Source organism: Sphingomonas sp. LHG3443-2 (assembly GCF_049896405.1).
GTDB lineage: Bacteria > Pseudomonadota > Alphaproteobacteria > Sphingomonadales > Sphingomonadaceae > Sphingomicrobium.
Map to the genome: position 1 here is coordinate 1745931 of NZ_JAFCUG010000001.1, position 23038 is coordinate 1768968.

Here is a 23038-nt window from a genome sequence, read left to right on the forward strand (position 1 = left end):
TGGAACCAAGGCCCTGCAATCGCTATCTAAGCATCATGTACACGACCGATCTCTCCAAGTCCGGCAGCGCCAAGGTGCAGCCGATCGGCCCCGCCGAGGATCCCGCCCTGCTCGAAGCGTTCGAAGCGCGCGTCGCGGCGGACGAATTCATCGAACCCAAGGACTGGATGCCCGAGGCTTATCGCCGCACCCTGACGCGTCAGATCAGCCAGCATGCCCATAGCGAGATCGTCGGGATGCTGCCCGAGGGCAACTGGATCACCCGCGCGCCCTCGCTGCGGCGCAAGGCGATCCTGCTCGCCAAGGTGCAGGACGAGGCGGGGCATGGCCTCTACCTTTATTGCGCGGCAGAGACGCTGGGCACGTCTCGGCAGGAGATGATCGAGGCGCTCCACTCGGGCAAGGCCAAGTACAGCACCATCTTCAATTATCCCACGCTGACCTGGGCCGACATCGGCGCGATCGGCTGGCTGGTCGATGGCGCGGCGATCATGAACCAGGTCCCGCTGCAGCGGACGAGCTACGGCCCCTACGCGCGCGCCATGGTCCGTGTGTGCAAGGAAGAAAGCTTTCACCAGCGCCAGGGTTATGAAATCAGCATGGCTCTTGCGCGCGGCACGGCCGAGCAGAAGCGGATGATGCAGGACGCCTTCAACCGCTGGTGGTGGCCGAGCCTGATGATGTTCGGGCCGCCGGACGACAATTCGCCCAACACCGCGCAATCGATGCGCTGGCGGATCAAGCGGGAGACCAATGACGAATTGCGCCAGAAGTTCGTCGATATCACCGTACCGCAGGCCGAGTTCATCGGGCTGACCGTTCCCGATCCCGATCTCAAGTGGAACGAGGAAAAGGGCGGCTACGACTTCGGCGCGGTGGACTGGGAAGAATTCTATTCGGTCGTGAAGGGCGAGGGGCCGGTTGCCAGGGAGCGGATCACCGCCCGCCGCGAGGCGTGGGAGAAGAATGCCTGGGTGCGCGAAGCGGCGCAGGCGCATGAGGCGAAGAAGCAGGCCCGCAAGGTCGCCGCTTGACGTTGTTCGCCGCCCCGGCGAAGGCCTGAGGGACGGAGGATGTGATGTCGGACTGGCCGCTGTGGGAAGTATTCGTGCGCACCAAGGGCGGGCTCGCGCACCGTCACTTCGGAAGCGTTCACGCGCCTGACGCGGAGATGGCGTTGCGCCACGCCCGCGACACCTACACCCGCCGCCAGGAAGGAGTCAGCCTGTGGGTGGTGAAGTCCTCCGACATCGTTGCCAGTGATCCCGCGCAGGCTGGCGAGCTGTTCGAGCCGGCGGCCGACAAGGTCTATCGCCACCCGACCTTCTACGACATTCCGGACGAGGTGAAGCACATCTGATGCCGAGCCTGCCGCCCATCCGCCCCGAGGACGAAGCCGTCGCCGAGAGCATCTGCCCGGCCGGTGCGTTCGATGCGCCGTCCGATGCGCACGATCCGGTCCGTGCGGGCTATCTGCTGCGGCTTGGAGACGATGCGCTGATCCTCGGTCAGCGCCTCAGCGAATGGACCGGCCATGCGCCGTCGGTCGAGGTCGATCTCAGCCTCGCTAATCTTGCGCTCGACCTCGTGGGTCAGGCGACCCTGTTCCTCGGCGCCGCGGGGGACGCCGACGAGCTGGCGTTCAAGCGCGACGTGCTCGATTTTCGCAACTGCCTGCTGGTCGAGCAGCCAAACGGCGACTTCGCCCGCACCATGATGCGGCAGCTGTTGTTCTCGACCTGGCAGCACATGCTCTATCAGGCCCTCACCGACAGCCGCGACCAGGCCGTCCGCGAGGTCGCGGCCAAGGGCGTCAAGGAAGTCGCCTATCACCGCGAGATTGCCGGCGAATGGATCGTCCGCCTCGGCGACGGGACGGACGAAAGCCGCGTCCGTGCCCTCGACGCGCTCGCCTGGTGCTGGCGCTTCGTCCCCGAACTGTTCGAGGTGGATGAGGAACTGGACGCCGCCATTTCCGTCGGCATCGCTGCCGATCCGCGCAGCTTCGAGGCCGAGTATCGCGAGGCCATCGCGGCGGTGCTGACTGAAGCGACCTTGCCGGCCCCCGCCGACCAGCGCGCCATTCTCGGCGGGCGGCGCGGGCATCATAGCGAGCATCTCGGCCATCTGCTGGCGATCATGCAATATCTGCCGCGCACCTACCCGGATGCCGTGTGGTGAGCGAGAAGCATTTCCACGCGCTAGAAGTCGCGGAGATCGTCGAGGAAACTGCCGACGCGCGCTCGATCCGCTTCGCCGTCCCGCCCGAGCTTGCCGACCTGTTCCGCTATCGCGCCGGACAGCATCTGACGCTCCGCACCGACATCGGCGGCGAGGAAGTGCGCCGCAATTATTCGCTGTGCACCGCGCCGAACGAGGGCGCGCTCAAGGTGACGGTGAAGCAGATCGCCGGCGGCGCTTTTTCCAATTGGGTTGCGCGCAACCTCAAGGCCGGCGACCGGCTCGACGTGATGCCTCCGCATGGGTCTTTCACGACCGACTTCGACGCCACGGCGGCCCGCCGCTACGTCGCTTTTGCCGGTGGCTCGGGAATAACCCCGATCATGAGCCTTGCGCGGACCGCGCTGGCGGAAGAGCCCAACAGCCGCTTCACCCTGTTCTACGGCAATCGCGATGCAAGCAGCATCATCTTCCTCGACGCGTTGGCTGAGCTCAAGGACCGCTATCTGGGCCGCTTCGAGCTGTTCCACCTGCTCAGCGACGAGGACGGGGACGTCGAATTGCTGAACGGGATGCTCGACCGCGAAACCTGTGAGCAGGTCATCGCGGCGTTTGTGCCGGACGTGGCCGAGGTCGACGCTTTCTTCATCTGCGGCCCCGGCCCTATGATGGATGCGGCAGAAGCCGCCCTCCTTGATGCCAGTGCGCCTGCCGACCGCATCCACATCGAGCGCTTCACCGCCGGGCGGCCTTCCGCCGCCTTAGCCGCAGAGATGGCCGAGCTCAGCCAGAAAGCGGCCGGTCAGACGATGAGCGTCACCATCGATGGCCGCACGCGGCGAGTTGCGTTCGACGGCACGAACATTCTCGATTCCGCACGTTCCTCGGGGCTGCCAGCGCCGTTCGCCTGCAAGGCGGGCGTCTGCGCGACGTGTCGAGCGCGGGTGACCGCAGGCGAGGTCAGCATGGCTGCGCGCTACGGCCTCAGCGACGAGGAAATCGCCGCCGGCTATGTGCTGACCTGCCAGTCGGTGCCCAAGGGCGAAGGCGTGGCGGTGGATTACGACGCCTGACCGCGCTAATCGCGATCCTATGTTGACCAGCCCAGCGCGCCGCGGCCTTGCCGATCTGCCTCCACTCGTCAGCGACTCGCTGCTGGCGCTGATCGCCATGGTCAATGCGGATCCCCGGGCCGACAAGATCGACGTCGGCGTGGGTGTGTATCGCGATGGCGCAGGGCGCACCCCGATCATGCGGGCGGTTAAGGCCGCCGAGCAGAAGCTCCACGACGAGCAGCATAGCAAATCCTACCTTGGCGGCGCGGGCGACCGTGGCTTTGCCAAGGCGCTTCGCCCGATTGTGCTTGGCAAGCATGCGGGTGACGAGCGGGTCGTTGGCCTTCAGACCCCCGGCGGCTGCGGCGCGCTGTTCCTGGCGCTGAAGCTGGTTGCCGCGGCCAATCCGGAAGCGCGTGTCATCATGGGCACGCCGACCTGGCCCAACCATCCGCCGATGATTGCTGGCGCACGGCTCGAGATCAGCGAATATCGTCATTACGACCCGGCTGCTCGAAAGGTCGATTTCGCCGCCATGGCCGAGGCGCTCGACGCCGGGCGGCCGGGCGATGTCGCTTTGCTGCACGGGTGCTGCCACAACCCGACCGGCGCGGATTTATCCGAGGACGAGTGGCGCCAGGTGGTGGAGATCGTCGCCCGGCGCGGGCTGCTGCCTCTGATCGACTTTGCTTATCAGGGGTTCGCGCGCGGGCTGGAACAGGATCGCTTCGGTGTCGAGCTGATGCTCGATACCTGCGACGAAGTGCTGATCACCCAGAGCTGCGACAAGAACTTTGCCGTCTATCGCGACCGCGTCGGCTGCCTGTTCGTCAAGGCGGGCAGCGTAGACAACGCGAACTTCGCCTTCACCCACCTGCTGCAGATCAGCCGCGAAGCCTGGTCGATGCCGCCCGATCATGGGGCTGCGACCGTGCGCACCGTGCTGGAGGATTCGGCGCTCGCGGGCGACTGGCGGGCGGAGCTGGACGAAATGCACGCCCGCATCCGCATGGTCCGCGAGAAGATCGCCGGTACCGATCCACGGCTCGCTTACATCGCCGAGCAGCAGGGCATGTTCTCGATGCTTCCTTTGTCGGTCGACCAGGTTAGGCAACTGCGTGAAAGCCACGCCATCTACATGGCCGATAGCGGCCGTGCGAATCTGATTGGAATTGCCGACCATGAAATCGACCGCTTCTGCGCAGCCATCGTTGAGACGATGAATGGCTGAAGCGGACCCCGAATTTACCGTTGCGACGGATTGGGAAGAAGTTGCCCGACTGGTTCTCACCAGCCGCGAGCTTGACCGGCTGGAGGAAGAGGAACTCGTTCCCGCCCGCCAAGTTCTCTACCAGTTCAGCGCCCGCGGCCACGACATGGCGCAGGTGCTGCTCGGCCTGAAGCTGCGCGATGGTGATGCGGCCTGCGGCTATTATCGCTCGCGTCCGCTGCTGCTGGCACTTGGCGTGCCGCTGGCCGATGCGCTGGGGTCGGGAATGGGGCGGAGCGGGGGCTATTCGGGCGGCCGTGATATCGGCGTCGTGTTCAACTACCCCAATCCGGGTGGTGCGCACGCGCTACCGATGTGCGGTGGGGTGGGCGCGCAATATACGCCGGCCGCCGGCTGGGCGCAGGCGGTCCGCTACAAAGCCGAGGTGCTGAAGGACGGCGGCGAGGGCAACATCGCCCTGGTGCTCGGCGGCGACGCGAGCTGTGCAACCGGGGGTTTCTGGTCGGCGCTGACCATCGCCACCACGCAGAAACTGCCGTTGCTCTTCTATGTCGAGGACAATGGCTACGGAATTTCCGTGCCCTCGACCTATCAGACGCCGGGCCAGAATATCGCGGCGAATCTCGCTAGCTTTACCGGGCTGACCATCTTCAACGGCGACGGTACCGACCCGCTCGAGGCGGCGCGGCTGGTCGAGGCGGCGGTCGCCCATGTGCGGAGCGGGGAGGGGCCGGCGCTCCTCCGCCTCACCGTCCCGCGGCTCGAGGGACATAGCTACCAGGACACGCAGACCTACAAGAGCGAGGCGGAGATCGCTGCGGAATGGGCCCGCGATCCGCTGCCGAAGTTAAAGTCGCATTGCGCCGCGCTGCAGATCGGCGAAGCGCGCTGGGGCGAGTTGGAAACCCAGGTGGCATGGGAAGTCGCCCGCGCCCGCGAAGAAGCCGAAGCTCGCCCGGTCCTCGATGGCGGCAGGGTAGCGGACGATGTCTTCTTCTCGGGCACTCACGCCGAGGTCGGCGGCCGGGCCGGGCTGTCGCTCGACGGAACCCATGACGAGCCGCGCCCAGAGGGTCAGCGGATCAACATGGTCACGGCGATCCGCAAGGTGCTCGACCAGGAACTCGGCGCCAATCCGCGCATGTGCGTGTTCGGCGAGGATGTCGGGCCCAAGGGCGGTGTCCATGCGGTGACGCTCGGCTTGCAGGACAAATACGGGCACGATCGGGTGTTCGACACCAGCCTCAACGAGGAAGGCATCGTTGGCCGTGCGGTCGGGATGGCGCTTGCCGGGCTGCTGCCGGTGCCCGAAATCCAGTTCCGCAAATATGCGGAGCCGGCGACCGAGCAGATCAACGACACCGGGACCATGCGCTGGCGTACCGCAAACCGCTTCGCTGCGCCGATGGTGCTGCGCGTGCCGGGCGGCTTCTTCAAGTGCGGCGATCCCTGGCACAGCCAGACCAACGAAGTGCAGTTCGTCCACAACCCCGGCTGGATGGTCGCGGTGCCGAGCAATGCCGAAGATGCGGTGGGCCTTCTCCGCATGGCGCTGCGTGGGCACGATCCCGTGCTGTTCTTCGAGCATCGCGCCATGCTGGACGATAGCTGGGCGCGACGGCCTTGGCCGGGCGACGCCTATGTGCTGCCCTTCGGGAAGGCGAAGAAGACCAGGACCGGCGACAAGATCACCATCGTCACCTGGGGCGCGATGGTGCCGCGCTGCGAGGCGGCAGCCGAAGGCATCAGCGCTGACGTCATCGACCTGCGCACCCTCAATCCGTGGGACCGCGACATGGTGCTGGAAAGCGTCCGCCGGACCCGCCGCTGCCTGATCGTCCATGAGGACCTGCGCACCGGCGGTTTCGGGGCTGAGATCGCCGCGGTGGTAGCGGACGAGGCTTTCCTCGACCTCGACGCGCCAGTTGCCCGGGTGACCATGCCTGATATCCCCAGCCCGCATCATCCTTCTCTGCTGGAAGCCGCGGTGCCGAGCGTGGCGCGGATCCGGGCTGAGATCGACCGCCTGGTGGGGTTCTGAAACACGTGATCGACGTCCGCGTCCCCGACGAACAGGAAGGCACCAAGGCGGTGGTCCGCGCCTGGCTGAGGCAGCTTGGCGACACGGTGGCGCTGAACGATCCGCTGGTGGAACTCGAGACCGACAAGGTGACGCAGGAAGTGCCCTCACCCGCGGCGGGAGTGCTGGCCGAGATTCTGCTCGGCACCGATGCCGAGGCAGTGCCCGGTGCAGTGCTTGGGCGGATCAGCTCCGAAGCCTTCGCAAGCGCTTCCCCTAATGCTGGGCCGGATCGGAGTGAGCAACGCACGGCTGAAGCGGCTCCGCGCGGAACCGCTCTTCCCTCATCCAGCGCGATCGGCACCGAGACGCGTCTCTCCCCTTCGGTGCGCCGCGCTCTCCTTCAGCACGACATCGATCCCGCCCGCATCACCGGCACCGGGCGAGATGGCCGCATCACCCGCGAAGACGTCGACCGTGCGGTGGAAGGCGCCACGGTCAGCCATGTCGATGGCGGCACCAAGGCCATCGCCCAGCCGCGCGTAGCCGAAGCGAACTGGCAGGACATTCCCCACGACCGAATGCGCCGCGCAATTGCCGACAACATGGTTCGCGCGGTCGCCGAGGCGCCGCATGTTACAGCCCTGTTCGAGGCCGACTTCACGGCCATCACTGCGCACAAGAAGGCGCTTGCCGCGTGCGGCACCAAGCTCAGCTACACCGCTTACCTGCTCAAGGCTGCCGCAGAGGCGATGGCGGTAGCGCCCGCGGTCAATGGCCGCTGGGCAGATGATCGCGTCATCGTCTCGCCCACTGTCGACATCGGGGTCGGCACTGCCCTCGGCGACAAAGGTCTTGTAGTGCCGGTGGTTCGCGACTGCAGCGCCGCGAGCCTGGAGGAGATTGGAGCCAAGCTCGACGACCTCACCGCGCGTGCCCGCGCCGGCAAGCTCGAGCGGTCGGATGTCGCGAACGGCAGCTTCACCATCTCCAATCACGGCGTCTCGGGGTCGCTGCTCGCGGCTCCGATCATCCTCCACCAGGGTCAGGCCGCCATCCTCGGCGTCGGCAAGCTGCAGAAGCGGGTTGTGGTGCTGAGCCAAGGCGGCGCGGATGTCATCGCGATCCGACCGATGGCCTATGTCACGCTGACGATCGACCACCGGGTGATCGACGGGCATCAGACCAACGCCTGGCTGAGTCGCTTCGTCGAGATCATCGAGACTTGGCCCGAAGCGCAGCCGAAACAATAGGAACGGCCCATCCTTCTGCCCGTTGGCGAGCCCAGGACAGGAGGATGACGTGGTCCGAAACAATAACAATGATGAGGTTGCCGCCGAGGCCGCTCGCCTCAACGACGAAGCTACCGAAAAGGCGCGGAGCGGCCCGGCCGAGCGCGCGACCAACCGCAAGTTGCCGGATGTGGACGAAGACGAACGCGTCCGGATCCACGACGCCGAAAACCGGTCGTCGCGCTCATCGCGCGGAGGCGGGAATAGTGGCGCGCTGATCGGGCTTGGCCTGACACTCGCCACAGCTGGTGCCGCCGCCTTTTTCTTCGCCAAGGCCAGGGCCGCGGATGATGGACCGGATGGACCGCTGCTCAGCGATGCACCGGATCACGTGCTCCGGGGCAAGGCGCTGAAGCGCGCCCGCAATCAGGAGGATGGCCGTTCGCTGGTCGGACGCACCGTCACTATCGGCAAGCCGGCCCAAGAGCTTTACGGCTTTTGGCGCAAGTTCGAGCGTTTTCCCGAGTTCATGGACAATGTCCGTGAGATCAAGCGTATCGATGAGACCCGCTCCGAATGGCTGATCGAAGCGCCTGCAGGCGCCACCGTGTCGGTCAAGACGCGGATCGTCGAAGATGTGCCGGGCAAGACCATCGCCTGGGTCAGCGAGCCCGATAGCCAGATCGAGCATGAAGGCCGGGTCGAGTTCGCCGACGCGCCTCCGGGCCGCGGCACCTACGTCCGGCTGCTGCTGCGCTACACGCCGCCCGCCGGCGAGCTTGGCCGCCTGGTCGCCAAGGTCATGCAGCGTGAGCCCAACGTCCAGGCGCGCCGCGACCTGCGCCGGTTCAAGCAATTGATGGAAACCGGCGAAGTGCCGGTCAACGCCTCACCGTCGGGCCGCAAGAGCGAAAGCCCGACCGAACCCCGCATTTAGGAGCGCACCCTCATGAAAGCCCTTACCTGGCATGGCCGCCACGACGTTCGCGTCGAGCGGGTGCCCGATCCCGAGATCGTCAATCCGCGCGATGCGATCCTGAAAGTCACCTCGACCGCGATCTGCGGCTCGGACCTCCATCTCTATGACGGATACATCCCGACGCTTCGCGCAGGGGACGTGCTTGGCCATGAATTCATGGGCGAAGTCGTGGAAGTCGGGTCCAACTCGACCCTGAAGAAGGGGCAGCGCGTGGTGGTGCCCTTCACCATCAGTTGCGGCGAGTGCTTCTTTTGCAAGAAGACGCAGTTCAGCGCCTGCGACAACAGCAATCCGGCCGAAACCAGCGACGCGTCGGAGACGCTGATGGGTCACGCCATGGGCGCTGCCTTCGGCTATGCCCATCTCACCGGCGGTTATGCCGGCGGCCAGGCGGAATATGTCCGCGTGCCATTCAGCGATGTGGGTCCGATCGTCGTTCCCGATCATCTCGATGACGACAAGGTGCTGTTCCTCAGCGACATCCTTCCGACCGGCTGGATGGCAGCGGAAAATGCCGACATCGAACCCGGCGACACGGTTGCGGTATGGGGTTGTGGCCCGGTCGGCCTGTTCGCGATCCAGAGTGCCTTCAAGCTCGGCGCGCACCGGGTGATCGCGATCGACCATTATCCGGCGCGCCTCCAACTCGCCAAGAAGATGGGCGCCGACATCCTCGACTATCGCGAGGTCGAGGTGCTGGAAGCGCTGAAGGAGATGACCGGCGGAATCGGACCCGACGCGGTGATCGATTGCGTCGGCATGGAAAGCCACGGCCTTGCGGTCGACAATGTGGTCGACACCGTGAAGGCGCACCTCATGCTGGCGACCGAGCGGCCACACGCGCTTCGCCAGGCAATCATCGCTTGCCGCAAGGGTGGGCGGGTCTCGATACCGGGCGTCTATGGCGGTTTTGCCGACAAGTTCCCGCTTGGCCAGGTGATGGAGAAGGGGCTGACGCTGAAGACTGGTCAGACCCACGTCCAGCGTTACACCAAGCCGCTTCTGAAGATGATCGAGGAAGGCGAACTCGACACCACCTTCATGATCTCGCACCGCGAGCCGCTCAGCGACGCGGCGCAGCTCTACCAGAAGTGGCATGATGAGCAGGATACCTACACCAAGATCGTGCTGAAGCCCGGCATGGATCAGAAGCCCGAAGTCGATCTCGTCGCTGCGCGTCAGGTCGAGCCGGCTGAATAAAGGACAGAACCATGAGCAAACTTGCCGTCATCACCGGTGCCTCCTCGGGCATCGGACTAGAAATCGCACGCCTGGCTTCGGCCGAGGGCTATGATCTGATCGTGGCGTCGGACACTCCGATGGTGGATGCCGGTGCAGGGCTGGAAGGAGAGGTTAGCTCGATCGAAGCCGACCTCGCGACCGAGCAGGGCGTGAAGCAGTTGCTGCAGCAGATCGGGGATCGGCCGGTCGACGTGCTGGTCGCTAATGCGGGGCACGGCCTTGGCCACGGCTTCCTTGAGCAGCCGCCGGCGGAATGGCGCCACGTCATCGACACCAACATTACCGGCACCCTGCTGCTGATTCAGCCGGTCGCCAAGAAGATGGCGACGCGCGGGGAGGGGAAGATCCTCATCACCGGTTCGATCGCGGGCCACGTGCCGGCGGCATTTCAGGCGGTTTACCACGCTTCCAAGGCGTTCGTGGACAGCTTCGCCGCCGCGCTTGGCAACGAGCTCAAGGACAGCGGCGTCACCGTCACCTGCCTCAAGCCCGGTGCGACCGAGACCGAGTTCTTTGCCCGCGCCGACATGGAGGACACCAAGGTCGGCCAGTCCAAGAAGGCGAGCGCGGCTGATGTCGCCAAGACCGGTTGGGAGGCGATGAAGAAGGGTGAGCATGCGGTTGTTCACGGCCTGATGAACAAGGCGCAGGTGCTCGCTGCCGGCGTGCTCCCCGAAAGCGTCAGCGCCGAGCAGGGGCGCAAGATGAACGAGCCGGGCAGCGGCAAGGATTGATCCTTACGGAACCGTAGCTCCGTCGAAGCGTCCGGTCGGGCATGAACCCAGCTTCCATGCCCGACGGGCTCTTTGTGCGCCGAACGCTGATCGTCATCGCGTTGGTGGCGCTTGCGTTGCTTGCGTGGGAATTGCGCGAAGTCCTGCTGATGGTGTTCGGCGCGGTGGTCGTCGCGACGCTGTTCCAGAGTCTGGCGGGTCTCTACCGCAAGGCACGCCTTCCCGAAGGCATCAGTCTCTTTCTTGCTGTTCTGACCGTGCTGCTGGTCGTCGGGATCGCCCTGGCCCTGTTTGGGGCGCAGCTGGTCAACCAGTATGAGCAAATCCGTGAGACCCTGCCCAAGGCGTGGGCCGCGCTGCAGCAGCGGCTTGAGGGCTTCGGACTAGCAGGGCAGCTTGACCAGCTGAAGAGCGGCGGCAGCGGCTTTGTCTCGAACGCCGGTAGCTTCGTCATGAGCCTTGGCGGCGGGCTTGCCGATGCGTTGCTGATCGTGGTCGGCGGCGTGTTCCTTGCGGCTTCGCCCCGTTTCTATCGCGCCGGCCTCATCAAGCTTGTTCCCGAGCAGCGCCGCGGCCTCACCGCAGACGCGATCGAGGATAGCGGGACGGCGCTCCGCCTGTGGCTCAAGGCGCAACTCGTGACCATGGCGGCGGTCGGCATCGCGACTGGGCTCGGCCTGTGGCTGGTCGGCGTCGACAATGCGCTGGCCTTCGGACTCCTCGCAGCGCTGCTTGAATTCATTCCCTTTATCGGACCGATCCTCGCTGCCGTTCCGGCGATCCTGATCGCGGCGGCGGTTGATCCGCAATCCGCATTATGGGTGGCCGGGGTCTACCTGGTGGTGCAGCAGCTGGAGGGTAACGTCTTTTCGCCGCTGCTGCAGCAATGGGCGGTCGATCTTCCCGGTGCGGTGCTGCTCTTTTCCTTGCTGGCGATGGGAACGCTGTTCGGCGCGCTTGGCGTGATCTTCGCCGCGCCGCTGACGGTGGTCCTCTACGTGCTGGTGAAGAAGCTCTACGTGCGGGAGGCGCTGGACACGGCCACGCCGATCCCGGGTGAGGATCAGCAACAGCAGCAGCAAGGCTGACGTTCGGGTTCCGAGCCTGCTAAGAGGGTGTGATGCGGGTCGCCACCAATTCCCTGCTTGCCCGCCGTCACTGGGGCACGATCGTCGAGGCCGGGCTGGCGCTTGCCGCCGCATCGGCAGCGACGCGGTTGTTGCCATTCAAGCGTTACATCCGGCTGGGTGCACGGCCGCTCGATCGGGCGGGGTCAACAACCGAGCATGAGACCTCACGGATCATGGATGCGCTTGGGCGTCGGGCGCCGTTTCGGGCTGTTTGCCTGCAACGCGGCCTTGCCCTGCAATGGATGCTGCGCCGCCGCGGGATCGATGCGATCCTTCACTATGGTGTGCAGATGCCGCGTGAGGCGAAAAAGATCACCGCTCACGTGTGGGTCAGCGTAGACGGCAGGGTCCTGCTCGGCGCACCGCAGCACGAGCAGTACACCGAAGTCGCGCGATACCCGGGTAGCGTCTGAACGGGCCTGTCAGGCCGTCGGACAGTAGCGGGCGACATAGTCGGCATGCGACGGCATGCGATCGACGACATAGCGGACCGATTTCTCGATCTCGTCGAACTCACCGCGGAGCTTGGCGGGCGGCATTCGGGCGGCCATCGGATTGTGGCCCTGCATGGCGATTCCCTGACCCATCATCACCGCGGCCCAGCTGGTCTCGGTGAACAGCTCATCCTCTTCGCGGAAGATCTGACCGTTCAATCGGAACAGCTCCATCTTCTCGGTCAGTGTGTCGGGCACGGCCATCGTGCGGACGTGGTTCCAGAAGGGTGAGTCGGTGCGCGCGGTGGCGTTGTAGTGAAGCACCAGGAAGTCGCGGATGCGGAGATATTCCTTGGTCGTCAGGCGGTTGAACGCTTCCTCCTGCACCGGCGTGATCCCGTCGAGCGAGAGGAGAGAGATGAGCTTGTTCACGCCGGTGTTGATGAGGTGGATCGAGGTCGATTCCAGGGGCTCCATGAAGCCTGCGGCAAGCCCCAGCGCGACGACGTTGCCGTTCCAGAACTTCTTGCGCCGGCCGGTGACGAAACGGAGGAAGTTGGGGTCCGCCTGGGGCTTGCCGGCGAGGTTGTTGGTGAGGACATCAAGCGCCTCGTCGTCGGCCATGTACTCGCTGCAATAGACATGACCATTGCCGTTGCGCTGCTGCAGAGGCACGCACCATTGCCAGCCCGCCGAATGCGCGGTGGCGCGGGTGAAGGGGGCAGGGGGCGAGCCGTCCTCGCGCTGGCAGGGCAGGGCGACGGCGCGGTCGCACGGCAGATAGTGGCGCCAGTCCTCGTAACCGGTCTTCAGCGCCTGTTCGATCAGCAGTCCGCGGAAGCCCGAGCAGTCTACGAACAGGTCGCCGGCAACGACCGTGCCATCCTGCATGGTCACCGACTGAACAAAGCCGGTTTCGCCATCGAGCGCGGTGTCGGCGACGCGTCCTTCCTGCCGAACGACGCCGCGCTGTTCAGCGAAGCCGCGGAGGTATCTGGCGTAGCGCGAAGCATCGAGGTGGTAGGCGTAGTTTACCGGGGGCAGATCATCGCGGCGATAGTCGTCGGTGCGAGCAAACTTGCCGAAATAGGCCGCCATGGTTTCAAGGTTGAACAGCTGGATTGGCCGCGGGTCGCCGAGCATGCGCGCGCGGTGCCAATGCTGCTGGAAGCCGACGCCGTCGATCGGATAACCATAAGCACCGAACGGGTGAATGTAGCTGTCACCCTGCTTGCCCCAGTTGACGAACTGAATGCCGAGTTTGAACGTCGCCTGGCAGGCGGCCATCATCTCGCGCTCATCGACACCGAGCAGCTGGTTGAATTCCACGAAGGGCGGGATGGTCGCTTCGCCGACTCCCACGGTGCCGATCTCCTCCGACTCGATCAATGTAATGGCAAGGTCATTACCTTCGCGCAGCCGGGACAGCGCCGCTGCCGCCATCCATCCGGCGGTACCTCCGCCGACGATGACGATGTGTCGAATTGGCTTCACTGGCTGACCCTCCCCCAACGACACGAAGGTTCGCGCAGGGCCTTTCACGATGCAAGATGTGAACGTTCATTATTTTGTTGTGAACGTTCACGAGCCAAGTTATCCATTGTCGTGTCACAGGGGTGTGTGTTCCTTGTGACAGTGCCTTTTGGCAGGGGGAGGATCACTTGGTTCGTCGTCACCGGCTCGGTCTTGATGCAAGCCGTCTTTGCATCGTCACCAGCGCATCGGCGCTTGCGTTAATCGCGGCCGAGCCCGCCTACGCGCAGGCTGCCCCGGCCAAGGATCCCGACGACGAGGAAGAGGTTGCGACAACCCCCACGTCTCCGGAAAGCGACGCGGACGCGATCGTCGTCACCGGTTACCGTGCCGCGCTTGGCAGCGCGCAGTCGCGCAAGCGTAATGCCGACACCGTGGTCGATGTCATCACCGCCGAGGACATCGGCGCGCTGCCCGACCGGTCGGTCGCCGAAGCGCTGCAGCGCGTGCCCGGCATCAACATCGGCCGCTTCGAGAAGACCAGCGATCCCGATCGCTTTTCGGTCGAGGGGACTGGAGTCATCCTTCGCGGCCTGCCGTTCGTCCGTTCCGAACTGAACGGCCGCGACATCTTCTCGGCGACCGGCGGGCGCGAACTCAGCTTCAACGACGTCTCGCCCGAACTGCTCGGCCGTGTCGAGGTGTTCAAGAACGTCACCGCCGACATGATCGACGGAGGCATCTCGGGCACCGTCAACCTCGTCACCCGCAAGCCGCTCGACCGCAGCGGATTCCACATCGCGGGCACTCTCGAAGCCAATTACGGCGACATGGCCAAGAAGTGGACGCCAGGCTTCTCGCTGCTCGCGTCCAACACCTTCAAGACCGGCATCGGCACCATCGGCCTGCAGTTCGGTGTTGCGGATTCCAAGCTCATTTCGCGCACCGATGCCTCGCAGCTGACCGACCCCTGTTATCGCGCGGCGTCGCTGGACGGGCCGTGTCTACGCGTGCAGTCGGCGAGCTCGGCCGGGCTTGGTGACGTACCCAATTTCACCGAAGCCAATTTCCCGCCGCCGGGAACCGTGGTAGCACCCAAGGGAGCGGGTGTCCGCACCACTGACCTTGAGCGCAAGCGCCGCGCCTACAACGCCACCGTTCAATGGGAATCGCCAAGCGGCAACATCGTCGCGACAGGCGAGTGGCTAAGGTCCAAGACCAGCTTCTTCACCGACGAATATGCGTTGCTGGCGCTGGTCAATGACGATGCACTGTTCCCGGTCCCTCGGGCCGGAAGCACCTGGCAGTTCGACAAGAATGGTGTGTTTCAGAGCGGCATCCTGACCCAGCGTCCAGGCGACGCCTATGCCAATCCGTTCGGCCGCGGCGGCATCCCGCTCGAAAGTCTGCGCTTCCAGCGCGACGCGACCGGCACGACCGAGGACTTCTCGTTCGACGTCAAGTGGAACCTCTCAGACCGCCTGCGCCTCAACTTCGAAGCGCAGCGGGTAAAGTCGGACCTCAATCGCGATTCCGTGATCGCCGCGATGAGCACCTGGGCGGACGTCCAGATCGATGCAACCGGCAAGACCCCGAACGTCACCTTCCTGGCGCCGCAGGGTTCGCCCGCCGATTACTTCTCGAGCGGCTTCTACACCTACTATTGGTTCCTGATCGACAGCGCCGAGAAGAACGACGCCAAGATGGACACGCTGCGTGTCGACGGTGATTACGAGATCAGCGACACGGGTTTCCTCAAGAACCTCCGCTTCGGCGCGCGCTGGGCGGATCGCGATCGCACCACGCGCAACACCAACTTCAGCACCTGGGGCAATCTGTCCGCCCCGTGGGCAGGCCGCGCCGGCTGCGCACCGTGGGGTGCTGGGCCGAATTGTCCGTTCGTTCCCGGCCGTTTCTACACCGGCCTTCCGGGCCAGGATTCGGCGATCGCGGGCGGCGCCTACATCAGCGACTTCCCGAACTATTCGCAGTTCCGCAGCCCGTTCGGCGACAGCTTCCAGCGCGGCAATGTCCCGATCCCCATCCCCGGCGGCTCGGCCTTCTTCTTCGGCGGCGACGACTTCCTGGGTGAGTATCTCGCCGGCAAGACCAAGCAGCAGGCGGCCGAGATCAACACCTTCTCGCAGACGCCCAATCCGTTCTTCGGCATTCAGGGACGCTCCTACACGCAGCTCGACGGCACCGTGGTCGCCTGTACGCCGTTCTGCCCGCCGGAAATCTCCACGGTCGGCGAAGTCACCAAGGCCGCTTACGGCCGCCTCGATTTCGGTGGCGATCTCGGTAGTGGCGGGATCAAGGTCGATGGCAACATCGGCGTCCGCTACGTCCAGACGCGGGTCAAGACGACCGGCCTGATCGGCTTCCCCAACGGCTTCTCGTTCGACAACGGGCCGGGCGGCAACAAGAACGGCAAGGTCGAGGTCGCGGAGCTGACGGCGGCCTGCGAGCAGACTCCGCCGGGCCAATCGCTGCCGGGCTATTGCAGCCTGACGCCGGCGCGCCTGCAGGAGTTCGCCAACGCCTTCACCGGCGAGTTCCTGAACGACAATCGCGCGATTACGTTCGATCACTGGCTGCCGAGCTTCAACGCGAAGTTCGATTTCGGCGGCGGCAAGCTGGTGCGTGTCGCCGTGTCGAAGGGCCTGTCGCGGCCGGAGCTGAACCTCTTCTCGTCGGGTGGCGGGATCAGCGACAATACCAACGATCTCAGGTCCGAGGGGACGCTGGCGACCGGACCGCTGTTCCAGCTGTTCACCGGCAACCGCAACGTGCGTCCGGTAACGTCGTGGAACTACGACCTTTCGCTCGAATGGTATTTCGCGCGGGTGGGGTCGCTGACAGGCGCCTTGTTCTACAAGGACATCAAGGGGATCGTGAACGGGGGCGTCGACCTGCAGTCGTTCACCAGTCCCGGCGGGCTTACCATCCCGGTCGAGGTCAACGGCCCGATCAACAGCAGCGGCGGCAAGCTCAAGGGCTTCGAAATCGCTTACCAGCAGGTCTATGACTTCCTTCCCGGCCTGCTGAACGGCCTCGGTACCCAATTTACCTACACCTATGTCGATGGTGGTGACTTCCGGAACACGCAGGTCGGCGGCGCGACGCGCAGCTCGTTCGCATCGCGCCAGCCGTTGGCGGGCATTTCCAGGCACACCGCCAATGCCGTGCTGTTCTACGAAAAGGGCAAGTTCGCCGCGCGGACGGCGTATAACTGGAGGTCGGACTTCCTGATTACGCCGCGCGACGACATCTTCCCCTTCTCGCCGATCTGGCAGGAATCGACGGGGCAACTCGACGCCTCGCTGTTCTATTCGCCGACCAAGCAGATTACCTTTGGCGTGCAGGGCGTAAACCTGCTCGATGAAGTGACGCGGACCACGCAGGTGATCGACTTCGACGGCAATCGCGTGACCCGCTCGGCATTCCGCAACGATCGCCGCTACACCTTCCTGGCGCGGTTCAGTTTCTAAGCCGCCTGGCAATTTCCGGATGGCGCCGCGGTGCCATCCGGAACAATCAAAGGGATGCGAACCATGACGTTGCGCGCACCCGCACTTGCGCTCGGATTCGCAGCAGCTGGCTTAGGATGTTCCGCCGGCGCGGCGCAGCCAGCATCGGCACCGCTTGGTCCCAACAGCCCGCCGAAAACCATTGTAACGGTCGCGATGCCGGCACCGGGCACAACCCGTGAGCCGGCGAAGGAACGCGGCTGGCAATTGATCTGGTCCGACGAGTTCAATGGTTCGAGGGTGGACCGTGCGAAGTGGGACTTCGACCGCGATTGTTGGGGCGGCGGCAATAACGAACGGCAATGTTATACCGACCGCCGTGCCAATGCCGCGGTGGGTGGCGGCCTCCTCACTATCACGGCGCGCAAGGAGCGCTTCACCGGAGCGGCGGTCCCGGCGCACATGCGCCCGGCATCGGCCGATGCGGCCAACGTCACCAAGGATTACACCTCCGCGCGAATGGTGACTCGGGGCAAGGCCTCGTGGCGTTATGGACGGATCGAGATACGGGCCAAGCTGCCGGCAGGGCAGGGGACGTGGCCGGCCATCTGGATGCTGCCAGAAGACAAGAGCCTCGGGCCTTGGGCTGCGTCGGGCGAGATCGACATCCTGGAAGCGGTAAACCTCGGGGTCGCGTGCGCCGAATGTCCGGGCGGGCGCGAGAACACCATTCTCGGCACGCTGCACTTCGGCGGCAACTGGCCCAAGAACGCGCTCAATAGCACCGAGACCCATGCGCCGGACATTCTCGACGGCTTTCACACGTTCGGGGTCGTCTGGGCGCCTGGCCGGATTGATTGGACCTATGACGGCCGTGTGTATGCGACCAAGCGGCGCGGCGATTGGTGGACCTCGGCGTCCAGCGATCCCGATGCGCCGTTCGATCGCAACTTCCATCTGATCCTCAACCTTGCCGTGGGTGGTGGATTGTCGGAAGAACGCGGGCTGAAGGGCGTCGACGCGACGATCTGGCCACAAACAATGCAGGTCGATTGGGTACGGGTCTGGCAATGCCGGCCGCAGCGAGGTAGCGGACAATCCTGCGAGGGAGGCCGCTGAACCGATGCCGAGAAGGCGACAGGCCGTTACGATCAAGCATGTCGCCGCCGACGCGGGTGTGTCGCTTCAAACCGTAAGCCGCGTCATCAACGCCGAACCCAATGTTCGTAACGAGATGCGCGAGCGGGTTCAGGCCTCGATCGACCGCTTGGGCTACATCCCCTCCATCGCGGCGCAGCGGATGAGCGGGTCGCGCTCGTACCTTATCCTCGCGCTTAACGATCGCGACCGCACCATCGAGGCGTGGCGTGCACGGCAGGGATCGGACTGGGTCGACCAGATGCTGCTGGGCGGCATGCTGAAATGCGCCGAGCACGGCTATCGCATGCTGTTCGAGCTTGTCGACACGCACGACGATCATGTCGAACGCGAGCTGACCGCGACGCTGGCTGCGCTTCAGCCCGATGGCGTGATCCTGACCCCGCCGCACTCCGACAACCCGAAGATCACCAGCTTCCTGCAGAGCCGCCGCGTTCCGTTCGCGCGCATCGGTTCGAAGGGAAAGGCAGGCGGAATCCCGCTGGTCATGGGCGACGAAGACGCCGCGCGGGATGCGACTCGCCGGCTCATCGAACTTGGCCACCAGCGGATCGGCTTTATCGCGGGATCGGCCGAATATTCGCTTAGTGAATGGCGCAAGGCTGGCTGGCGCGGCGCCATGGCAGACGCCGGGCTGCCTATGGACACGCTCTGTGTACGGGGGGATTTCAGCTACCAGTCCGGGGTCGATGCCGCACGCACGCTGCTGGCGCTCGAACCCCGTCCGACCGCGATCATCGCCAGCAACGACCACATGGCGCTCGCCGCCGGTGACGTGGCGGAGGAGATGGAAATCGCCATCCCGGAAGCGCTGTCGCTGATCAGCTTCGACAACACGCCCGTCACCACCTTCGCCAATCCGCCGCTGACCGCGATCGACCAGCCGGTTGCCGAGACGGTCAGCCGGGCGGTTGAACTGCTGATCACCGCCAGCCGCGGTGAGGTTTTGCCAGCGCTGCCGGTGGTCGTGCCCGCCCGCCTGATCGAGCGCGCTTCAACCGGGCCAGCACCGCTTGCCACCTGACATCGAGCACGGCGCGCTGCAGTCCCGGCGCTTCCTGTGGCTATACGCGTTGGCATCGGCAGGCGGGTCGGTCGCCTACGTGCCGTTCCTGACCATTCTGCTTCCCATGCGGGTGAGCGCGATGGCAGGCTCCGGCGATGTAGCCTGGCTTGCCTATGCGACGTTTTTCGGTGCTATCGCGGCGAGTTTGTCGAACATTGCTTTCGGCTGGGCCAGCGATTGGACGGGGCGGCGGGTGCCGTGGATCGTGGCGGGATTGCTGTCCTCGTGCCTGCTGCTCGGGAGCTTCGGACGAACCGCGACTGTAGCCGAAATCATCGTTCTACTCGTTGCCTGGCAGATCGCGCTCAACATGATGCTGGCGCCGCTGGCGGCTTGGGCCGGGGATCATGTTCCGGACACACAGAAGGGTAGGCTCGGGGGCTTGCTCGCCTTTGCGCCGGCGACGGGCGCGGCGGCGGGAGTGCTGGTGACCTTGCCCGACCTTGCGTCTGCCGACACCAGGTTGTGGCTGGTCGCCGCGCTCGTCACGCTGTGCGTTTCGCCGGTGCTTTTGGTTGGCTGCCCGCGCAGGATCGAAGGCATCGCCCGCCAAGAAGAGCACGAAAGCCTTGGCTCGCGTCCGCGCAAGGCAGTTGCCCGCATGTGGCTTGCGCGGCTTCTGGTGCAGATTTCCGAGGCCGCCTTGTTCGCGTTTCTCTTTTTCTGGTTTCGCGCAATCGATCCGGCGATGACCGACGCCGAGGTCGCCCAGATCTTCGGGCTGATCCTGCTCGGCGCCGTGCCGCTGGCGTTGACCGCAGGACGCTGGGCCGACCGCCACGATCGTCCGTTTGCGCCGCTTGTGCTGTGCGCCGCCATCGCCGCGCTCGGCCTCCTGATCATGGCGGCCGCAGCTAGCCTTCAAGCCGCGCTAGCGGGCTATGTGCTGTTCGGCCTCGCGGCCTCGATCTTCCTCTCCTTGCACAGCGCGCAAACGTTGCGCGTGCTGCCGCGTCCTCAGCATCGCGGACGCGATCTCGGCCTGTTCAATCTTACCAACACCGGACCCTCGCTGGTAATGCCTTGGCTGACGATCGCGCTGGTGCCGGCATTCGGCTTCACCGGGCTGTTCATGGTGCTCGCCGCTTTTGCGCTTGCGGCGACCATCCTCCTTCTACGCATGCCGCGTACGCTTTAGCCGCTTGCAAAGGGGCGGTGTGCATGCGAGACCTACGAATGAGAACGTTCTCAAGGGGCGGGGCTGGTAAGTGGTGAAGTGGAGTTCCAAGCTGTTGGCGGCGGCGGCGTGCACCGCCACACTGGCCGGCTGTGCCAGCACTCAAGTGGTGGCGCCGGTCGCCACTGCGCCAGCGGCGGCGGGGAGCGAGGATTCCCGGATCGCGGCGCTTCTGTCGCGCATGTCGCTTGAACATAAGATTGCCCAGCTGATCCAGCCGCAGATCAATTCGGTCACGCCACAGGAGATGCGGACCTACCGCTACGGCAGCTATCTGAATGGCGGCAACGGCGGCCCGTATGGCAATGAGTTTGCGCCCGCCGCCGACTGGCTGAAGCTTGCCGACGAAATGTGGGACGCGTCCACCGCGCCGCTGCCGAATGGCGAGCCCGCGATCCCTGCGATCTGGGGCACGGATGCTGTTCACGGCCACACCAATGTCGTCGGCGCGACCATCTTTCCGCACAATATCGGGCTTGGCGCCGCGCGTGATCCGGACCTCGTCCGCCGCATCGGCGCGGCCACCGCGGCCGAGATTGCGGCGACCGGCATCGACTGGAATTTCTCACCAACCGTTGCGGTCGCGCAGGACGATCGTTGGGGGCGGACGTACGAGAGCTATTCCGAAGACCCGGTCATCGCCGCCGAACTCGGCTCGGCGCTGGTCGAGGGACTGCAGGGAAAGGCATCTCCCGGCGGCCACATCGGCGAAGGCCATGTCCTTGCCACCGCCAAGCATTTCTTCGGCGACGGCGGTACCGCGCAGGGTGTCGACCAAGGCAATGTCGACGGCGACCTTGCGCAGCTGGAGGCCATCCACGCGCGGCCATATCCCGCGGCGATCGCCGCCGGCGTAGAAGCCATCATGGCGAGTTTCAACTCGATCAACGGCACCAAGATGCACGGCAACAAGCCGCTGCTGACCGGACTGCTGCGCGGGCGCATGGGCTTCACCGGCGTGGTCGTCGGTGACTGGAACGGGCATGCGCAAATTCCTGGTTGCACCAACTCGAACTGCCCGCAGGCGCTGCTGGCCGGCCTCGACATCTACATGGTGCCGGACGATGCCAAGGCGCTGCACGCCAGCCTGCTTGCACAGGTCAAGGACGGCACCATCCCGATGGCGCGCGTCGACGAAGCGGTGGCCCGGGTGCTGCGGATGAAGTTGCGCGCCGGTTTGCTCGAACCGAATGCCAAGCGTCCCTCGCAACGAATGAATGGCGGCAAGCTGGCGCTGCTCGGATCGCCCGCCCATCGCGCCATTGCGCGGGAGGCGGTGGCGAAGAGCCAGGTACTGCTCAAGAACGACGGCGTGCTTCCGCTCAAGGCCGGAGCGTCGGTTCTGGTTACGGGCCGTGCGGCGGACGACATCGCGCAGGCGTCGGGCGGGTGGACGCTGACCTGGCAGGGCGGCGAGGATCTCAACAACGCCCACTTCCCCGGTGCGACGTCGATCTGGGCGGGACTGAAAGCCGCTGCCGCTGACGCTGGCGGTTCTGCGACCCTTTCGGCTGATGGCAGCTACAAGACGAAGCCGGACGTCGCGGTAGTTGTGTTCGGCGAGAAACCCTATGCCGAGTTTTCGGGCGACCGAAAGGATCTGGTGTTCGCTGATACCGAGGGGCTCGAGCTTCTGCGCAGATATCGCGCGGCGGGGATCCGCACGGTGGCCGTTTTCCTGTCGGGTCGGCCGATGTGGATGAACCGCGAAATGAACGCCGCCGATGCGTTTGTGGCGAGCTGGCTGCCAGGCGGGGAAGGGGCGGGCGTCGCGGACTTCCTCTATGGCCGGCGTCCGGCAACCGGGCGCTTGTCGTTCAGTTGGCCAGCCGCCTGCACCGGTCAGCCGGTGAACGGGCCGGAGGGTGCGCTTTTCCAGCGCGGTTATGGTCTGTCGTTCGGCCAGGCGGCGCCTGCCGCGCGACTATCCGAAGCCTGCCCCATTCTTGATGCGCGATCGGCCGAATGGTTCGACCTAGGCCGTCTTGGTAGCGGCATCACGGCGCGTGGCGGCGATGTTGCGCTTGCCAATCTGCGCGGCACCGGCGGGGGGATCACCGCCCGCGGTATCGACCGCAATCGCCAGGAGGATGCGCGGGAGATCACCTTTGCGCCCGGCTCGACCCTGACGTTGGCCGATGCCGGTCGTGGAACGGGCGGTTTCCGTATCGTCTATGAGGTTGCCACTGCCCCCACGGCGCCGGTGACGCTGAACACCGGTGGGAAGGCGATCGACATCACGGCCGGCTTGACGACGTCCGCGGGCAAGGGCTGGCGCGAGTTGATCGTCACTGGCGCCTGCGCGCCTGGCGATGGGCGAACGCTGTCAATCACCAGCGCTGGACCGCTGACATTGCGCATCGCGCGGATCGCACGACAGGATATTCCGGCTGGCGTGGAATGCTCATTCTAGCAAGCGGTCGCCGCGCCTGACATTCGAGTTTCGAGGGGGAAGA

General features: G+C 65.1%; 18 protein-coding genes. 17 read left to right on the forward strand and 1 reads right to left on the reverse strand.

Features of this window, described 5'->3' with window-relative positions:
• The first annotated feature begins 35 nt into the window (after window positions 1-35).
• From paaA to ACP69Z_RS08785, 12 genes are read left to right on the forward strand one after another with little or no spacing between them, the layout of a single operon-like run.
• The gene (gene paaA / locus ACP69Z_RS08730) at window positions 36-1034 is read left to right on the forward strand and encodes a 1,2-phenylacetyl-CoA epoxidase subunit PaaA (RefSeq protein ID WP_426267114.1); all 999 of its coding nucleotides are present in this window, start codon (window positions 36-38) and stop codon (window positions 1032-1034) included.
• Between the two features lie 44 nt (window positions 1035-1078).
• Window positions 1079-1360 carry a 1,2-phenylacetyl-CoA epoxidase subunit PaaB gene (gene paaB, locus ACP69Z_RS08735; protein WP_209022848.1) on the forward strand — a complete coding sequence of 94 codons (282 nt, stop codon included), beginning with the start codon at window positions 1079-1081 and terminating at the stop codon, window positions 1358-1360.
• Window positions 1360-2181, forward strand: a complete 822-nt coding sequence (gene paaC, locus ACP69Z_RS08740; RefSeq protein ID WP_426267115.1) for a 1,2-phenylacetyl-CoA epoxidase subunit PaaC — start codon at window positions 1360-1362, stop codon at window positions 2179-2181. The genes paaB and paaC overlap by 1 nt, the downstream gene beginning before the upstream one ends.
• A complete protein-coding gene (locus tag ACP69Z_RS08745; protein ID WP_426267116.1) occupies window positions 2178-3254 on the forward strand; it encodes a 2Fe-2S iron-sulfur cluster-binding protein in 1077 nt (358 codons plus the stop codon). Before paaC ends, ACP69Z_RS08745 begins: the two co-directional genes overlap by 4 nt.
• A gap of 19 nt (window positions 3255-3273) precedes the next feature.
• Window positions 3274-4467 carry an amino acid aminotransferase gene (locus tag ACP69Z_RS08750; RefSeq protein WP_426267117.1) on the forward strand — a complete coding sequence of 398 codons (1194 nt, stop codon included), beginning with the start codon at window positions 3274-3276 and terminating at the stop codon, window positions 4465-4467.
• Window positions 4460-6508, forward strand: coding sequence for a transketolase C-terminal domain-containing protein (locus ACP69Z_RS08755; protein ID WP_426267118.1), 2049 nt, complete (start codon window positions 4460-4462; stop codon window positions 6506-6508). Before ACP69Z_RS08750 ends, ACP69Z_RS08755 begins: the two co-directional genes overlap by 8 nt.
• 5 nt (window positions 6509-6513) lie before the next feature.
• On the forward strand, window positions 6514-7740 hold the full coding sequence (locus ACP69Z_RS08760; protein ID WP_426267119.1) for a dihydrolipoamide acetyltransferase family protein: 1227 nt from the start codon (window positions 6514-6516) through the stop codon (window positions 7738-7740).
• A 49-nt stretch (window positions 7741-7789) separates the two neighbouring features.
• Window positions 7790-8656 carry an SRPBCC family protein gene (locus ACP69Z_RS08765; protein ID WP_426267120.1) on the forward strand — a complete coding sequence of 289 codons (867 nt, stop codon included), beginning with the start codon at window positions 7790-7792 and terminating at the stop codon, window positions 8654-8656.
• A gap of 12 nt (window positions 8657-8668) precedes the next feature.
• Window positions 8669-9898 carry a zinc-dependent alcohol dehydrogenase gene (locus ACP69Z_RS08770; RefSeq protein WP_426267121.1) on the forward strand — a complete coding sequence of 410 codons (1230 nt, stop codon included), beginning with the start codon at window positions 8669-8671 and terminating at the stop codon, window positions 9896-9898.
• A gap of 11 nt (window positions 9899-9909) precedes the next feature.
• Window positions 9910-10674 (forward strand): SDR family NAD(P)-dependent oxidoreductase, encoded by a 765-nt coding sequence (locus tag ACP69Z_RS08775; RefSeq protein ID WP_426267122.1) that lies wholly within the window; start codon window positions 9910-9912, stop codon window positions 10672-10674.
• Between the two features lie 41 nt (window positions 10675-10715).
• Window positions 10716-11762, forward strand: coding sequence for an AI-2E family transporter (locus tag ACP69Z_RS08780; RefSeq protein ID WP_426267123.1), 1047 nt, complete (start codon window positions 10716-10718; stop codon window positions 11760-11762).
• A gap of 32 nt (window positions 11763-11794) precedes the next feature.
• Window positions 11795-12217 (forward strand): lasso peptide biosynthesis B2 protein, encoded by a 423-nt coding sequence (locus ACP69Z_RS08785; RefSeq protein WP_426267124.1) that lies wholly within the window; start codon window positions 11795-11797, stop codon window positions 12215-12217.
• A 9-nt stretch (window positions 12218-12226) separates the two neighbouring features.
• On the opposite strand, the gene ACP69Z_RS08790 is transcribed toward ACP69Z_RS08785, so the two are convergent.
• Window positions 12227-13732, reverse strand: coding sequence for a tryptophan halogenase family protein (locus tag ACP69Z_RS08790; RefSeq protein WP_426267125.1), 1506 nt, complete (start codon window positions 13730-13732; stop codon window positions 12227-12229).
• 167 nt (window positions 13733-13899) lie between these two features.
• On the opposite strand from ACP69Z_RS08790, the gene ACP69Z_RS08795 reads away from it, so the two are divergent.
• From ACP69Z_RS08795 to ACP69Z_RS08815, 5 genes are all read left to right on the forward strand, one after another.
• Window positions 13900-17202 (forward strand): TonB-dependent receptor, encoded by a 3303-nt coding sequence (locus tag ACP69Z_RS08795; RefSeq protein WP_426267126.1) that lies wholly within the window; start codon window positions 13900-13902, stop codon window positions 17200-17202.
• A gap of 279 nt (window positions 17203-17481) precedes the next feature.
• Complete coding sequence (locus ACP69Z_RS08800) at window positions 17482-18300, forward strand: glycoside hydrolase family 16 protein (protein WP_426267127.1); 819 nt, start codon at window positions 17482-17484, stop codon at window positions 18298-18300.
• A 4-nt stretch (window positions 18301-18304) separates the two neighbouring features.
• Complete coding sequence (locus ACP69Z_RS08805; RefSeq protein WP_426267128.1) at window positions 18305-19363, forward strand: LacI family DNA-binding transcriptional regulator; 1059 nt, start codon at window positions 18305-18307, stop codon at window positions 19361-19363.
• Window positions 19353-20543, forward strand: coding sequence for an MFS transporter (locus ACP69Z_RS08810; RefSeq protein ID WP_426267129.1), 1191 nt, complete (start codon window positions 19353-19355; stop codon window positions 20541-20543). The genes ACP69Z_RS08805 and ACP69Z_RS08810 overlap by 11 nt, the downstream gene beginning before the upstream one ends.
• A gap of 73 nt (window positions 20544-20616) precedes the next feature.
• Window positions 20617-22995, forward strand: a complete 2379-nt coding sequence (locus ACP69Z_RS08815; protein WP_426267130.1) for a glycoside hydrolase family 3 N-terminal domain-containing protein — start codon at window positions 20617-20619, stop codon at window positions 22993-22995.
• The last annotated feature ends 43 nt before the right edge of the window (window positions 22996-23038 follow it).